At 73.9% G+C, this 14,289-nt stretch carries 15 protein-coding genes; 11 read left to right on the top strand and 4 right to left on the bottom strand.

Translation table 11 applies throughout. The features are described from left to right. Positions 1 to 13: 13 nt before the first annotated feature. The 5 genes from AB4K12_RS05820 (at position 14) to AB4K12_RS05840 (ending at position 5,293) form a co-directional block, all read left to right on the top strand. Complete coding sequence (locus AB4K12_RS05820; RefSeq protein ID WP_368433812.1) at positions 14 to 1,522, top strand: sodium:solute symporter; 1,509 nt, start codon at positions 14 to 16, stop codon at positions 1,520 to 1,522. Between the two features lie 53 nt (positions 1,523 to 1,575). Beyond that, positions 1,576 to 1,905 carry a DUF6412 domain-containing protein gene (locus AB4K12_RS05825; RefSeq protein ID WP_368433207.1) on the top strand — a complete coding sequence of 110 codons (330 nt, stop codon included), beginning with the start codon at positions 1,576 to 1,578 and terminating at the stop codon, positions 1,903 to 1,905. Between the two features lie 141 nt (positions 1,906 to 2,046). After that, positions 2,047 to 2,856 (top strand): YidC/Oxa1 family membrane protein insertase, encoded by an 810-nt coding sequence (locus AB4K12_RS05830; RefSeq protein ID WP_368433208.1) that lies wholly within the window; start codon positions 2,047 to 2,049, stop codon positions 2,854 to 2,856. Between the two features lie 111 nt (positions 2,857 to 2,967). After that, positions 2,968 to 3,825, top strand: a complete 858-nt coding sequence (locus AB4K12_RS05835) for a fumarylacetoacetate hydrolase family protein (RefSeq protein WP_368433209.1) — start codon at positions 2,968 to 2,970, stop codon at positions 3,823 to 3,825. Between the two features lie 64 nt (positions 3,826 to 3,889). Further along, positions 3,890 to 5,293 carry a choice-of-anchor A family protein gene (locus AB4K12_RS05840; RefSeq protein WP_368433210.1) on the top strand — a complete coding sequence of 468 codons (1,404 nt, stop codon included), beginning with the start codon at positions 3,890 to 3,892 and terminating at the stop codon, positions 5,291 to 5,293. A gap of 36 nt (positions 5,294 to 5,329) precedes the next feature. Here AB4K12_RS05840 and AB4K12_RS05845 read toward each other — a convergent pair whose 3' ends face one another. From AB4K12_RS05845 to AB4K12_RS05860, 4 genes are all read right to left on the bottom strand, one after another. Next, positions 5,330 to 5,926 carry a dihydrofolate reductase family protein gene (locus AB4K12_RS05845; protein WP_368433211.1) on the bottom strand — a complete coding sequence of 199 codons (597 nt, stop codon included), beginning with the start codon at positions 5,924 to 5,926 and terminating at the stop codon, positions 5,330 to 5,332. Between the two features lie 141 nt (positions 5,927 to 6,067). Beyond that, the gene (locus AB4K12_RS05850; protein ID WP_368433212.1) at positions 6,068 to 6,700 is read right to left on the bottom strand and encodes a pyridoxamine 5'-phosphate oxidase family protein; all 633 of its coding nucleotides are present in this window, start codon (positions 6,698 to 6,700) and stop codon (positions 6,068 to 6,070) included. 118 nt (positions 6,701 to 6,818) lie between these two features. Next, positions 6,819 to 7,304: a heme-degrading domain-containing protein gene (locus AB4K12_RS05855; protein WP_368433213.1), complete on the bottom strand. Its 486-nt coding sequence runs from the start codon at positions 7,302 to 7,304 to the stop codon at positions 6,819 to 6,821. After that, positions 7,301 to 8,431 carry a Gfo/Idh/MocA family oxidoreductase gene (locus AB4K12_RS05860; RefSeq protein ID WP_368433214.1) on the bottom strand — a complete coding sequence of 377 codons (1,131 nt, stop codon included), beginning with the start codon at positions 8,429 to 8,431 and terminating at the stop codon, positions 7,301 to 7,303. The genes AB4K12_RS05855 and AB4K12_RS05860 overlap by 4 nt, the downstream gene beginning before the upstream one ends. A 65-nt stretch (positions 8,432 to 8,496) precedes the next feature. On the opposite strand from AB4K12_RS05860, the gene AB4K12_RS05865 reads away from it, so the two are divergent. The 6 genes from AB4K12_RS05865 to AB4K12_RS05890 all read left to right on the top strand — a co-directional run bounded on the left by AB4K12_RS05865 (position 8,497) and on the right by AB4K12_RS05890 (position 14,263). After that, the gene (locus AB4K12_RS05865; protein ID WP_368433813.1) at positions 8,497 to 9,612 is read left to right on the top strand and encodes an ROK family protein; all 1,116 of its coding nucleotides are present in this window, start codon (positions 8,497 to 8,499) and stop codon (positions 9,610 to 9,612) included. 98 nt (positions 9,613 to 9,710) lie between these two features. Beyond that, positions 9,711 to 10,619 carry a hypothetical protein gene (locus AB4K12_RS05870; protein WP_368433215.1) on the top strand — a complete coding sequence of 303 codons (909 nt, stop codon included), beginning with the start codon at positions 9,711 to 9,713 and terminating at the stop codon, positions 10,617 to 10,619. A gap of 129 nt (positions 10,620 to 10,748) precedes the next feature. Continuing rightward, complete coding sequence (locus AB4K12_RS05875; protein WP_086575060.1) at positions 10,749 to 11,528, top strand: HAD-IIA family hydrolase; 780 nt, start codon at positions 10,749 to 10,751, stop codon at positions 11,526 to 11,528. Between the two features lie 194 nt (positions 11,529 to 11,722). Beyond that, on the top strand, positions 11,723 to 12,355 hold the full coding sequence (locus tag AB4K12_RS05880; RefSeq protein WP_368433216.1) for a hypothetical protein: 633 nt from the start codon (positions 11,723 to 11,725) through the stop codon (positions 12,353 to 12,355). 4 nt (positions 12,356 to 12,359) lie between these two features. Further along, on the top strand, positions 12,360 to 13,046 hold the full coding sequence (locus AB4K12_RS05885; protein ID WP_368433217.1) for a class F sortase: 687 nt from the start codon (positions 12,360 to 12,362) through the stop codon (positions 13,044 to 13,046). Positions 13,047 to 13,210: 164 nt separating this feature from the next. Beyond that, on the top strand, positions 13,211 to 14,263 hold the full coding sequence (locus AB4K12_RS05890; RefSeq protein WP_368433218.1) for a glycoside hydrolase family 6 protein: 1,053 nt from the start codon (positions 13,211 to 13,213) through the stop codon (positions 14,261 to 14,263). Positions 14,264 to 14,289: the final 26 nt, after the last annotated feature.

A 14,289-nucleotide genomic window follows, 5' to 3' on the forward strand; every position in this document is an offset into this window, starting at 1 on the left:
CTTCGGCGGATTCATGCTCCTGACCGTCGCCCTGGGCCTGCTGGCCGTCCGCGGCCACGGCCGCACCACCGGACTGGCCGAGTGGTCGGTGGGCGGCCGCAGCCTCGGCACGGTCTTCATCTGGGTGCTGATGGCCGGTGAGGGCTACACCAGCTTCAGCTACCTCGGCGCCGCCGGCTGGGGCTACAACCACGGCGCCCCCGTCCTCTACGTCATCGCCTACATGTCCTGCGGGTACGCGCTGGGCTACGTCGTCGGCCCGACGCTCTGGTCGTACGCCCGCCGGCACGGCCTCGTCACCATCACCGACATGGTGGCCCACCGCTACGGCCGGCCCTGGCTCGGCACGGCGGTGGCGATCCTGGCGACCGTGTGCCTGCTGCCGTACATCCAGCTGCAGATCACCGGCATGGGTGTCGTCGTCTCGACGATCTCCTACGGGGCGATCAGCCTGAACTGGGCCTACTTCATCGCCTTCGCGGTGACGACGGGCTTCGTGGTGGTGAGCGGCCTGCGCGGCAGCGCCTGGGTCTCGGTGCTCAAGGACCTCATGGTCATCGTCACGCTCGGCTTTCTCGCCTTCTACGTACCCCTGCACTACTTCGACGGCTACGGCCCCTTCCTGGACCGGATCGTGGCCGAGAAGCCGGACTGGCTGACCTTCACCGGGCACGGCGGCAGCGGGCTGGGCGGCAGCTGGTTCGTGACGACCAGCTTCCTCAACTCCCTGACGGTCGTCATCTTCCCGACCACCGTGGCGGGCTACCTGGGCGCGCGCAACGCCGACGCGCTGCGGCGCAACGCCATGCTGCTGCCGTTCTACAACGTGCTGCTGTTCGTGCCGATGCTGCTGGGCATGGCGGCGATCTTCGTGGTGCCGGGGCTGACCGGGGCCGGCTCGAACCTGGCGCTGTTCAAGCTGGTCGTCGACTCGCTGCCGGCCTGGGCGGTGGGCGTGATCGGGGTCGCGGCGGCGCTGTCGTCGATCGTGCCGATGGCGGTGTTCATGCTGGTCATCGGGACGATGTGGGGGAAGAGCGTGCTGGGCGCGATCCCCCGGCTGGCCGCCCGGCCGGACCGGCAGAAGACGGCGGCGCAGGTCGTGGTGGTGGCGGCGGGCACGCTGGCGCTGGTGCTCACCTACACCGAGCCCAACACGCTGGTGCGGCTGTCGCTGATCTCGTACGAGGGCATGGCCCAGCTCGTCCCCATGATTCTGCTGGGGCTGGTGTGGCGGCGGATGACGCTGTGGGGCGCGGTGAGCGGCCTGGTGGCGGGCGGTGCGCTGGTGTGCTGGCTGGTCTTCACCGGGCACGATCCCCTGTGGGGGGTGAACGCGGGCGCCGTGGCGCTGGTCGTGAACCTGGCCGTGGCGCTGGCGGTTTCGTTCTGGGGGCCCCGGACGGCCGACGCGCGGCCGGACGAGGAGGTGCTGGCGTCGGATCCGGGCCGGGATCCGGGCGCGGAGGCGGACCCGAGGGAGGGCGTTGTCAGTGGGGCGGTCTACCATCGGAACGACTGAACTGGTGAGCGGCTGAACTGCCGTTCTCTCATCCGACCGTGCGAGGGGGCCCGATGCGTCACGTACTGCGTGCCGTGGCGCGCGACGTGCTGTGGACGCACGTCAGCGTCTTCCTCCTCCTGCTCGGCGAACTGCTGCTGGCCGAGACCGGCCTGCTGTCCGCTGTCGCGCTCGCCGCGACCACCGCCGTCGCGCTCGCGCTGACGCTGTGCGCCGTCGCCGTGGCGGCCGCCCGCACGGGCGGTCCGCTCACGCCGACCCGAATACGCACGGCGATACGGGACCGGGAGCTGCGTACGGCGTTCCTCGCCCAGCGCGATCCCGACGCCCAGGGCCGCCGACGGCCCCGAGCGCCCGGCCTGCCCCTCCCGGCGGCCGCGTAGGCGCGCTCCGCGCATCCCTGTCCTCCCGCCGGCGGCAAGCTCTTCATCGCTTTCCGCCCGCGCTCACCGGGGTGCCCGGGGGCTGTGCCCACGTGGCTCGTCACGCCGAATTCCCTTGCTTCCTTCGGCACGACGAGACCCGTGGAGGGCTCACTCACCATGTCCGTCTTCTCTCCCCTCTTCACCTCACTCGGCTCGCTGCTCACGCATCTCGCCGACGCGCTCGACCCGCTGCTGGGCGCCTCGGCGACCGCCGGGGCGATCGTGGTGTTCACCGCGTGCGTGCGGCTGGCGCTGCACCCCCTGACCCGTTCGGCGGCCCGCGGCGAGCGGGCCAGGGCCGAGCTCGCGCCCCGGCTCGCCGAGCTGCGGCGGAAGTACGGCAAGAAGCCCGAACGGCTGAAGGAGGAGGCCGCCAAGCTCTACGCGGAGACCGGGACGTCCCCGCTGGCCGGGTGCCTGCCGATGCTGGTGCAGCTGCCGGTGTTCTACGTGATGTACCACCTGTTCTCGACCGGTGACGGAGGAGGCGATCTGCTGAAGCACAAGCTGCTGGCCGCGCCGCTCGGCGGGCGGTGGGCCGACGCCCTGGACGAGGGCGGCCCCCTGGGTGCGCAGGGGCTGGTGTACGTGGCGCTGTTCGCGCTGATGGCCGTCGTCGCCACCTGGACGTACCTGCGCAACCGCAAGACCGCGGCGGCGCTGCCCGCGGCGGCGGGCGCGGACGCCCAGGCGCCGGGGATGGCGACGATGGTGAAGCTGATGCCGCTGCTCTCCTTCGGCACGCTGGTCACGGCCGCCGTGGTGCCGCTCGCGGCGGGGCTGTACCTCGTGACGACCACCACGTGGACGGCGGTCGAGCGGGCGTACCTCCAGCCGCTGCGGACGCCGGAGGGGCGGGAGAAGCAGGCGGGGCGGGAGAAGCAGGCGGGGCGGGCTTCCGCCACGTAGGGCGTGTCCGACGGTCCCTGGGCGCCGTGGACCGAAAGGGGGCTTGTGGAGTGTGCCTCCGTTCTTGGACGATCGAGCGGAGGGGCTTGACGACTGGGGGGAGTTGTAGCGATGAGACTGCTGCGCGTGGGGCCCGCCGGGGCGGAACGCCCGGCGCTGCTCGAGGACGACGGGACGCTGCGTGATCTGTCCGGGCTGGTCCCGGACGTGGACGGCGCGCTGCTCGGCGACCGGGCCGCGCTCACCCACGTCCGGGCCGCCGTCGGCGCCCGCATCCTGCCCGTCCTCGACCCGAGGGGGCTGCGGATCGGCCCGCCGGTCGCCCGGATAGGCAAGATCGTCGGCATCGGCGCCAACTACCGGGACGCCGTGGCCGAGGCGGGCCTGGCGGCCCCGGCCGAGCCGGTGGTCTTCCTCAAGGCGCCGGACACGGTCGTCGGCCCGGAGGACACCGTGCTGGTGCCGCGCGACAGCGAGAAGACCGACTGGGAGGTCGAGCTCGCCGTCGTCATCGGCCGGACCGCGCGGTATCTGCGGACGGACGAGGAGGCTCTGGCATCGGTGGCGGGATACGTCATGGCCAACGACGTCACCGAGCGCGAGTTCCAGAACGAGCGCGGCGGCCAGTGGGACAAGGGCAAGAACTGCGAGACGTTCACTCCGCTGGGGCCGTGGCTGGTGACGGCCGACGAGATACCCGACCCCCAGGCGCTGGGCATGCGGCTGTGGGTCAACGGCGAGCTGATGCAGGACTCCGGCACGGCGGAGCAGATCTTCCCGGTCGCGTATCTGGTGCGGTACGTCAGCCGGTTCATGACGCTGTATCCCGGCGACGTCGTCAGCACGGGCACGCCCGCCGGGACCGCGTTCGGCAGGCCCGAGCCGAAGCCGTATCTGCGGGCGGGGGATGTGATGGAGCTGGAGATGGACGGGCTGGGGAGGCAGCGCCAGCAGGTGAAGAACGCGTAGGCCGTCCGGGGGCTGACGGGTGTGGCTCCGTGATCCGCTCCGCGCAATATGCATATTTTCGGATATGTCTCAGAGGGAGCGTGGAACGCGCCGGGTCGTCCGTTCGGTCGCCTCGGCCACGGCCACACTGGCCGCGGCCGGGGGCACCCTGCTGGCATGTGCCTTCGCGGCACCGGGCGCGGGTGACGGACGGTCCGTCGCCGGGCCGGGGCCCTGCGTGCCGGGCAGGTGCCCGGCCGCGTACCCCGACCCGCACGGCGGCGCGGTCGTGGGGCGCGACAACGGCGTCAACGTCTTCGTCGGAGGCGACTTCGCGGTGCGCGACGCGGCGGCCGGGGCCGAGGGCCGGGTGGTCGTCGAGGGCGAATTCGACCTGGCCAAGGGGTCGGGGTCGCCCCTGGCGTACCACGTGGGAGCCGTGGGGGTGGGCTCCCGGGTGCCGCCCGACAACGGTTCGCCGTTCCTGCGGGTGGGTGGCGACCTCAAGCTCGCCGCGGGCCAGCGGCTGCTCGCCGAGGACGGTCCCGTCAACGGGACGGTCGCCTTCGCCGGACAGCAGACCGGCACGGGCACGGTGAGCCCGAAGGCCGTGCGCGACACGGGAGCGCTGGCGGCGTTCGACGGGCTGCGGGAGGAACTGACCGCGGCCAGCACGTGCTACGCCTACGACAAGGGGGTGCCGAGGAAGCCGACGGGGACGGCGGTGAACCAGGGCAGGGTCACGGTCTTCACGGGGAACGGCACCTCGGCGTTCCAGGTCTTCAACGCGCCCTTCGACCTCGTCGCACCCGACGGGAGCGCGCAGAGCCTCTCCTTCCGGAAGGTCCCGGCGAACGCGACGGTGCTGGTGAACGTGACCGACGAGAACGGTGAGGCGCGGACGATCAACACCTCGGCCATGGCGCTCGCCGGCATCCGGCGGGAGCGGCTGCTGTGGAACATCCCCGACGCGAAGGTGGTCAGGATCGCGGGCGGCGGGCAGCTGCAGGGCTCGGTGCTGGTGGGCCGTCGCTCCTCCACGACCCGGCTCTCGGTGACGGCGGTGAACGGGCGGGTGTTCACGGCGGGTTCGCTCGCCCATGAGTCGGGGACGGGCCGCGCGGGCGGCCAGACCATCCACGCCTACCCCTTCGTGGGCGTGCTGCCCGAATGCGGGACGGGCCCTTCCCCGGACGGCGGCCACACGGACACCGGTGAGCCGGTGCCCTTCCCGACGGGAGTGCTGCCGCCCGGCTTCCCCGGCCTGGAGGGCCTGGAGGGCCTGGAGGGCCTGCCGGGACGCCCGGGCGCCGCCGGCCCGGACGACGCCGCCCCCGTCGAGGGACGCGAGCTGCCGCGCGAAGGGCCGCCGATGAGGGCCTCGATGGCGGTCGGCGCGACCCTCATGGCGGTGGGCGCGGCCCTGGCGCTGGCCGTACTCTTCCGCACCCGCTCGGGCCCCGGCTCCGGCCCCGGCCGCAGAACCTGACGGGCCGCCGGCCGCCTGCCCGTCGCCCGCCGCGGGCTACCGCCCGGCGGCCGGCCGGTAGGTGCAGACGTTGACGCCCGTGCCGCTGGTGACGGTGGAGACCAGCTCGAGCGTGCGCAGCGTGCCGTCGTCGGGGAAGATCCTCTTTCCGCCGCCGAGGAGCACCGGCATGACCATGAGCCGGAGTTCGTCGACCAGGCCCTCGCCCAGGAGGGTGCGCGCCAGGGTGGCGCTGCCCATGACCAGCAGGTCGCCGCCGTCGGTCCCGCGCAGCTTCCGGACGCGGGCGACGGCCTCGGCCCCGGGGATGCGCGTGGTGTTGTTCCAGGTCAGCTCGTCGTCGCCCAGCGTGCTGGACACGACGTACTTCGGGAGGGCGTTCATCCGGTCGGCGAACGGGTCGCCGGCCCGCTCGGGCCAGGCCGCGGCCATCGTCTGCCATGTGCGGCGCCCGAACAGCAGCGCCTCGGCCTTGCCCGTCGCGTCGGCGAAGGCGCCGCCGACCACCTCGGGGTCGAAGAAGGGGTGCGACCAGCCGCCGTGGGCGAAGCCGCCGTCGGTGTCCTCGCCGGGGCCGCCCGGCGCCTGGACGACACCGTCGAGGCTCATGAACTCACTGATCACGATGCGCATGGGAGTGCTCGGCTTCCTGTTCGGGCGTACGGCGGGCCATCGCCCGGCTGTGGCGGATCACTGTCCGGGCTGTGACAGGTCCGGGCTATGACAGGAATGGAAGCACGCGCCACTGACAACGGCCGCTGCCCGCGGGGCGGATCAGTCGTACAGTCTTCCGGCGTACTGCGGGCCGTAGTAGCGCTCGAGGTCCTCCAGGGCGTCCTCGGGCCGCTCCAGCGACTTGGAGATGCGCGCCCGTGAGGGGACCGCGTCGGGGTTCCAGGTCTCCGGCTTCCAGAGCCCGGAGCGCAGGAAGGCCTTCGAGCAGTGGAAGAAGACCTCGTCGATCTCGACGAGGACCGCGAGCTGCGGCCGGTGGCCCTTGACGACCATCCGGTCGAAGAACGGCGCGTCGCGGACCAGGCGGGCCCGGCCGTTGACGCGCAGCGTGTCGCCGCGGCCCGGTACCAGGTAGATCAGGCCGATCCGAGGGTTGCTCAGGATGTTGTGGAAGCCGTCGGCGCGGCGGTTGCCGGGACGTTCCGGCACGGCGATCGTCGTGTCGTCGAGAACGACGGTGAAGCCGGGCGGGTCGCCCTTGGGGGAGACGTCGCAGCTGCCGTCGGCCGCGGAGGTCGCTACCAGGCAGAACGGCGACTGCGCGAGCCACTGCTTGTCGTGCTCGTGGAGCCGGGTGCGGACCTTGCCCGCGGCCTGTGGTGTGGGCTGCCCGAGCAGCTCGCGCAGCTCGTCCCCCGAGGTGATCTCGACTATGCCGGCGGCGGTATCCATCGGTGCGTCCCTTCCCCGTGCGTGTCCCCTTCGGAGCGTAACCGCCCCGGATGGGCATTGCGTGGGCGTGTGGCGCACGCCATGAAGGGATTGCGCACCGACCGGAAGTGACATGCCATCAGGGGTGCGGGGCGGGTCGGCGGGGGCCGGCGAGGAACCGTTCCAGCGCCTCGACGACCAGCGCGTGGTCCTCGCCCTGCGACAGCCCCGACACCGCCACCACGCCCACCACGCCCGTGCCGCGCACCCGCAGCGGGAACGCGCCACCGTGCGCGGCGTAGCGGTCGGGGTCGAGGCGGGAGGAGTCCTCGAAGGTGCGGCCCTTGGCGCGGAAGCGGGCGCCGACCAGGTACGACGACTCGGCGTAGCGCTCGACGACCCGGCACTTGCGGTCGATCCAGGCGTCGTTGTCGGCCGAGGTGCCGGGCAGGGCGCAGTGGAAGAGCCGCTGGGCGCCGTGCCGGATGCCGACCGTGACGGCCGCGCCGCGTTCACGCGCCAGGTCCGTCAGCAGCCGGCCCAGCCGCCAGGCGTCGTCGTGGTCGAAGCGGTCCAGGAGGAGCCGCCGCTCGTCGTCGGCGAGCCGGGTGACCTCCTCGCTCACCGCGTCTCCTCCAGGCGGACCGTACGGCCCTCGGTCGCCGAGGTCTTCGCGGCCTCGAGCACGCGCAGCGCCGCCGCGGCCTCCGTCGCCGTGACCGGGGGCCGTCCGCCCGTGCGCAGGGCGTCGGCGATCGCCGCGTAGTACGCCGGGTAGTCGCCCGGCAGCGTCCGCACCGGTTCGCCGCCGCCCGTGAGCGGGGACTCGCCGGCGCCGAGGCGGCCCCAGGACGACTCGGCCTCGACGCCCCAGGCGCGGCCGTCGCCCGGCCGCAGGCCTTCGCGCAGCGCGGCCTCCTGCGGGTCGAGCCCGTACTTCACATAGCCGGCCGTGCTGCCCAGCACCCGGAAGCGCGGGCCGAGCTGGGAGGCGGTGGCGCTCATCCACAGGTGGGAGCGGACGCCGCCGGTGTGGGTGAGGGCGATGAACGTGTCGTCGTCGGTCTCGGCGCTGTCGCGGCGGACGTCGGCCTCGGCGTAGACGGTCGCGGCGGGGCCGAAGAGGGCCAGCGCCTGGTCGACGAGGTGACTGCCCAGGTCGTAGAGGATGCCGCCGACCTCCGCCGGGTCGCCGGACTCGCGCCAGCCGCCCTTGGGGCGGGGGCGCCAGCGCTCGAAGCGGGACTCGAAGCGCAGCACCCGCCCGAGGGCGCCGTCGGAGACCAGCCGGGTGACGGTGCGGAAGTCGTTGTCCCAGCGCCGGTTCTGGAAGGCGCTGAGCAGCAGGCCCCGGCTGTCGGCGAGCGCGGCCAGCGACTCGGCCTCGGCGGCGGTCGCGGCCAGGGGCTTGTCGACGACGACCGGCAGCCCGGCCTCGAGGGCGGCGCGGGCGAGCGGGACGTGGGTGCGGTTGGGGGAGGCGACGACGATCAGGTCGAGCTCGCCGGCGCGGGCGAAGAGGGCGTCCGCGCTGTCGGCAGTACGGACCCCGGGGTGCTCGGCGAGGGCCTGGCGCCGCCGTTCGGGGTTGGCGGTGACGACCGTGTCGAGGACCAGCCCGTCGGTGGCGGCGAGGAGCGGGGCGTGGAACACCGAGCCCGCGAGGCCGTAGCCGATGAGGCCCACGCGGAGGGGGGCGCGGAGGGCGCCGGTGGCGTCGTCCGGGGCGGCGTCCATGTCCGGGGTTTTCATGCCCTCCACTTTGGCAACAGTGTTGCGTAAGTGCAAGCGGAGTGGAGAATGAGGCCGTGAGCACTATCGGAGCCGGCCCCGGAACCCATCCTGGGGCCAACCTCGCCGCCCTGCGCGACCACAACGCCGCCCTCGTCCTCGGTCTGCTGCGCGACGCCGGCGAGGCCGGCGCCAGCAGGGCGGAACTGGCCGCGCGCACGGGACTGACCCCGCAGGCCGTCAGCAAGATCACCGGCCGGCTGCGGGAGTCCGGCCTCGCCGCCGAGGCGGGCCGCCGCGCCTCCACGGGCGGCAAGCCCGCCACCGTCCTGTGCCTGGTGCCCGGCGCCGCGCACGCCCTCGGCCTCCACCTCGACCGCGACACCCTGACCGTCACCCTGGCCGACCTCATGGGCGCGGCCGTCGCCACGCGCACCACGCCGCTCGCCTTCGGCGCGGGCGGGGACGCGGTGCTCGACGCGGTGGCGCGCGAGGCGACGGCGCTGCTCGCGGAGGCCGGGGCCCCCGCCGTCCTCGGCGCCGGAGTCGCCGCCCCCGGCCCGCTGGACCACCGCGGCGGCGTGCTCCACCGCGTCACCGGCTTCCCCCAGTGGGACGGCTTTCCCCTGCGCGACGCGCTGAGCGAACGGCTGGCCCTGCCCGTCACGCTGGACAAGGACACCAACGCCGCCGCCCTCGGCCTCGCCCTGCGCGGCCCGCGCGACGCCGCCGCCTCCTCCTTCGCCTACCTCCATCTCGGCACCGGCCTCGGCGCGGGCCTCGTGCTCGGCGGCCGGGTGCACCGCGGAGCCAGGACCGGCGCGGGCGAGTTCGGCCACCAGGTGCTCCAGCTCGACGGCCCCCCGTGCCCGTGCGGAAACCGCGGCTGCCTGGAGGTCCTCTGCCTCGCGGCCGTCGCGGCCGGCGACACCGCCCGCGCCGCCCGCCTGCTCGGCGTCGGCGCCGCCAACCTCGTCCGGCTGCTGGACATCGACCACGTGCTGCTCGGCGGCCGGACCGTGCTGGCGGACCCCGACGCGTACGTCCGCGGAGTGCGCGCCGAACTGGCCGACGCCGTCGCCGTCCGCGTCGCCCCGGGAGGCGACCGCACGGTCGTCGAGGGAGCGGCCGAACTGGTGCTGGCCCCCCTCTTCGGCCGCGGCGTGGATGAGATGACCATCGGCCTATCGGGCGGACATTGACGCCCAGTCGGGCGCAAGCCGCGGGCGACGCGATGACCGGTCGCGGACCGGTGGGATGTTCCGGTACGACCGGAGCCGCCACCCGGAGAGGTCCCGCGATGCCCGCGCTGTCCGCGATGTGCCCGACCCGAGCGCCGAGGCCCGTCCGGCGGTTCCTCCTCGCGTGCGCCGCCCTCCTCGCCTGCGCCGCCCCGGCCGCGGCGGCCCCGTCGCCCGCCGACCCCCCGTCGCAGCGGTGCGGCGACCCCGTCGGCAGCGAGTTCCCGATCACCTCGCGGCTGAGCGGCGGCCCCGGGGCGTACGAGCGCGGCGGCACCCCGCACACCTGGCGGCTGGAGCTGCACAACGACACCGACGGCGAGTGCCGGTCCATCCACCCCGTCGCCGTGCTCGCCGACAAGCGACGGGCCCTCCAACCCGGCCACGTCCACCTGGACTTCTACGACCAGAGCGGCTCGCGCTGGCTGCCGGTGCGCCTCGAGCGCACGGACGAGGCGGAGAACGTCGGGGTCCTCGGCGACACCCCCTCCGGCTTCCCCGGCTTCGCGGTGCCCCCGCACGGATTCGTCACCGTCCAGCTGCGGCTCGGCTTCACCGCCGAAGCCCCCGAGGGGGCGGTCACCGCCAACGTCACGGCCGTCCAGAAGCGCGGCGCCGACGGCGCCTGGGTGGGGGAGTCCGACGACTACGCCTTCGCCGTGGGGCCCGCCCGCGCCACCCCCGCCTCCTCCTCGCCGTCCGATCCGTCCGAGCCGTCCGCGGCGGACGTGCCGAGCGGCCCGTACGGCCCGTCCGGCGGCCCCGCCGACGCCGCCGCGGCCTCGTCCGCGCTCGCCGACAGCGGCGACGAACGCCCCGTGCTCGCGATGGGCCTCGTGGCCTGGGCCCTGCTGGCCGCCGGGACGGCGCTGCTGATCGGCGGCCGCCTGGCCCGGGGCCGTCTGCTGGAGGCGGCGGAGGCCCCGGCCGAGGACGACGAGGAGCGGCAGACCGGGACGGACCGCTAGGAATCGGCGGCCCGGGGCCACCGCCGGGGACTGATTAGGCTGGGGGTGTCAGGGCGGCGCACGAGTGGTGCCGTCCTGGCGTCCCGGTGTCCCGCCGGTGACGGGCGACAGCACGGCAGGAGTCCCGCAGTGGCAGAGCGCAAGCCGATCGAGTCCTGGCTCACCGACATGGACGGTGTCCTCATGCACGAGGGCATTCCGGTGCCCGGGGCCGACGCCTTCATCAAGGGGCTCCGCGAGTCCGGCAAGCCCTTCCTCGTCCTGACGAACAACTCGATCTACACCGCCCGGGACCTGCACGCCCGGCTGCAGCGGATCGGGCTCGACGTGCCGGTCGCCAACATCTGGACCTCCGCCCTGGCCACCGCCCAGTTCCTCGACGACCAGCGCCCCGGCGGCACCGCCTACGTCATCGGCGAGGCCGGGCTGACCACCGCCCTGCACGACATCGGATACGTCCTGACCGACGCCGACCCCGACTACGTGGTCCTCGGTGAGACCCGCACCTACAGCTTCGAGGCGCTCACCAAGGCCATCCGCCTGATCAACAACGGCGCCCGCTTCATCGCCACCAACCCCGACGAGACCGGCCCCTCCGCCGAGGGCGCCCTGCCCGCCACGGGTTCCGTCGCCGCGCTGATCACCAAGGCGACCGGGCGCGAGCCCTACTTCGTCGGCAAGCCCAACCCGCTGATGATGCGGGCCGGGCTCAACGCCATCGGCGCCCACTCCGAGACCAGCGCCATGATCGGCGACCGGATGGACACGGACATCCTGGCCGGGCTCGAGGCCGGCATGGAGACCTTCCTCGTGCTCACCGGGCTGACCCGGGCCGAGGAGGTCGACCTGCACCCCTTCCGGCCGTCCCGCGTCGTCGACTCGATCGCGGACCTCGTCGACCTGATCTGACGCCTGCTCCGCAACCGGCGTGACCGGTTCCAACGACCGGTCCGATCCCGGCGTGTGAGGGTCGGATCCGGCCCGTAATTGGGCCGAACCGGTCTGATTGGTTCTGAAGATCGTCAAATGGAGCAATACGAGCACGGAGCGGATGCGTACGGCCGCCTCGGCGGGTGAACCTCTGGAGTACCAGGAGGTTCACTATGGCTTCAGTCCGCTACGCCCTCTGCGGCGCCGTGGCCGCGGCGGTCGTCGTCTGCGCCGCCACCGCCCACGCCAACGACGGCCCCGTCACCATGTCAGGAACCATCGAGCTCACGCCCGTCACCAGCAGGCCGGGTGCCGAAGTCCAGCTGCGGGTCGCCGGCTGCGAGAGCGACCGGGCGACCGCCACCTCCGAGGCGTTCGTGACCGACGCCAAGCTCACCAAGGACTCGGACGGCATGTTCGCCGAGGCCACCATCCGCGAGACCATGGCCGCCGGAACGTACCCGGTCAGGATCAACTGCGAGGGCGTCGACGCCACCGCCGAGGGAAGGCTGACCGTCGTCACCGACGGCCGGGACCTGTCCGACCGTCACACCGGCGCGCGGAGCGAGCGGGCCGACGGCGACCGCGCCGCCGCCGTGGGCCCCGACCCCCGCGAGGCCTACGGCCACGCCTCGCCCGTCGCCCCGGTGCCCGCCGGAGGCGGCGGCACCCGTCATGTGGCCGCCGCCGAGGCGCCCGACACCGGGGGCCTCGTGCTCGCGGGCACCACCGCGACCATCGCGGGCGTCCTCATCTGGTACCGGCGCCGCACCAACGCCCAGCAGCGCCGACGTCAGCAGCAGTAGCGCCATGCCGGACGAGCGCGCGAGCGGTGCAGGTCGTCTGCTGACCGGAATGGCCTGGTCCGCGCTGCTGGTGGCGCTGTGGCTGTGGGGCCGGGACGTCACCGAGGTGCCGATGGCGGTCTCTCCCACCACCGGCGACGTGGCCGCCGTCGGGCGGCCCGGCCACGCCCTGCCCCCGGCCCACGACCCCCTGCCCCCGGCCCGCCCCGGAGCCCTCACCATCACCACCGCGAACATACGTGCCCCCATCGAGCCCCACGGCCTGACCCGGCAGGGCGCCGTCGAACCACCCCCCTTCACCCGCCCCGGCGCCGTCGCCTGGTACCAGGGAGGACCCGCCCCCGGCAGCCCGGGCGCGGCCGTCCTGGTCGGCCACCTCGACACCGACCGCGCGCCCGCCGTCTTCTCCGCACTCGGCGGCCTCGGCCCCGGCGAGAAGATCGGCGTCACCCGCGCGGACGGGTCCACCGCCGAGTTCACCGTCGAGGACGTCGCCGTCTTCACCAAGGACCGCTTCGACGCCGCGAAGGCCTACGGGCCGCGCCGGCCCGACCGGGCCGAGCTGCGCCTGATCACCTGCGGCGGCGACTACGACCACGAGCGCCGCTCGTACAGCGCCAACATCGTCGTCTCCGCCTACCTGACGGACACGACCGCCCCCTTCGCCACCACCGACATCCGAAAGGCCTGACGATGAGTCCGACGCCGCGGCCGCGCCCGGTCCGGTCGAGTCGCCCGACAGGGCGACTCGGTATGTGTCATGGCATGACTGCCCACGGCCGTGGGCACGTCTGTGCCAGCATTGAGAAGGCATCTCCGGGCACCGCCAGAGGCAGTACACCCAAGGGGGAGTGGATGTACGGCAGCGACGCCGGACGCACGCGCGGGGCCCGCCGGACGCGGGCACGGGCGGGGGCGACCGCGGGGGTGCTCCTGCTCCTCGCCGTCGCGGGGTGCTCGTCGGGCGACGAGGCGTCGCCGAAGAAGAACCCCCCTTCCGCGTCGCCCGCCTCCCAGCTGCCCAAGTCCTCCTCCCCGTTCTGGGTGAACCCGGACGGCACCGCCGCCAAGGAGGCCACCCGGCTGCGCGAGGACGGCAAGAAGCGGGACGCCGACCTCATCCAGAAGATCGCCGGGCAGCCGGTCGCGGAGTGGGTGGGCGCGGACGACCCGGAGGGCCAGACCCGGGGGTTCACCGAGGCGGCCACCAAGGCCGACCGGGACGCCCTGCTCGTGTTCTACAACATCCCCCACCGCGACTGCGGCCAGTACTCCCAGGGCGGCGCGGCCGACGGCGACGCCTACCGCGCCTGGCTGGAGAAGGCCGTACGCGGCATCGGAGACCGCGCCGCGACGGTCATCCTCGAACCCGACGCGCTGCCGCACATGGAGGACGGCTGCACCCCCCAGCAGTTCCACGAGGAGCGGTACGCCCTGCTGAAGGAGGCCGTGGGCAGGCTCAAGGAGCTGCCCCGCACCAAGGTCTACCTCGACGCGGGCAACCCCAGCTGGGTCACGCCGGGCGACCGGATGGCCGAGCCGCTGCGCCGGGCCGGCATCGACCGGGCGGACGGCTTCGCGCTGAACGTCTCCAACTTCCAGACCACCGACGACAGCAAGGACTACGGCCGCGGGCTCTCCGCCCTCGTGGGCGGCAAGCACTTCGTCATCGACACCAGCCGCAACGGCAACGGCCCGCTCAGCGGCGGCGACCACGAGAAGGCCTGGTGCAATCCCTCGGGCCGGGCCCTCGGCGCCCCCCCGACCGTACGGACCGGGGACGCGCTCGTGGACGCCTACCTCTGGGTCAAGCGGCCCGGCGAGTCGGACGGCGCCTGCAAGGGCGGCCCGGACGCCGGCCAGTGGTGGGAGACGTACGCCCTCGAGCTGGCCCGCAACTCCCGCTGACCCACCCGGCCGCTCCGGCCCCGGAA

The sequence above is a fragment of the Streptomyces sp. C36 genome (assembly GCF_040932295.1).
Taxonomy (GTDB): Bacteria; Actinomycetota; Actinomycetes; order Streptomycetales; family Streptomycetaceae; genus Streptomyces; species Streptomyces triculaminicus.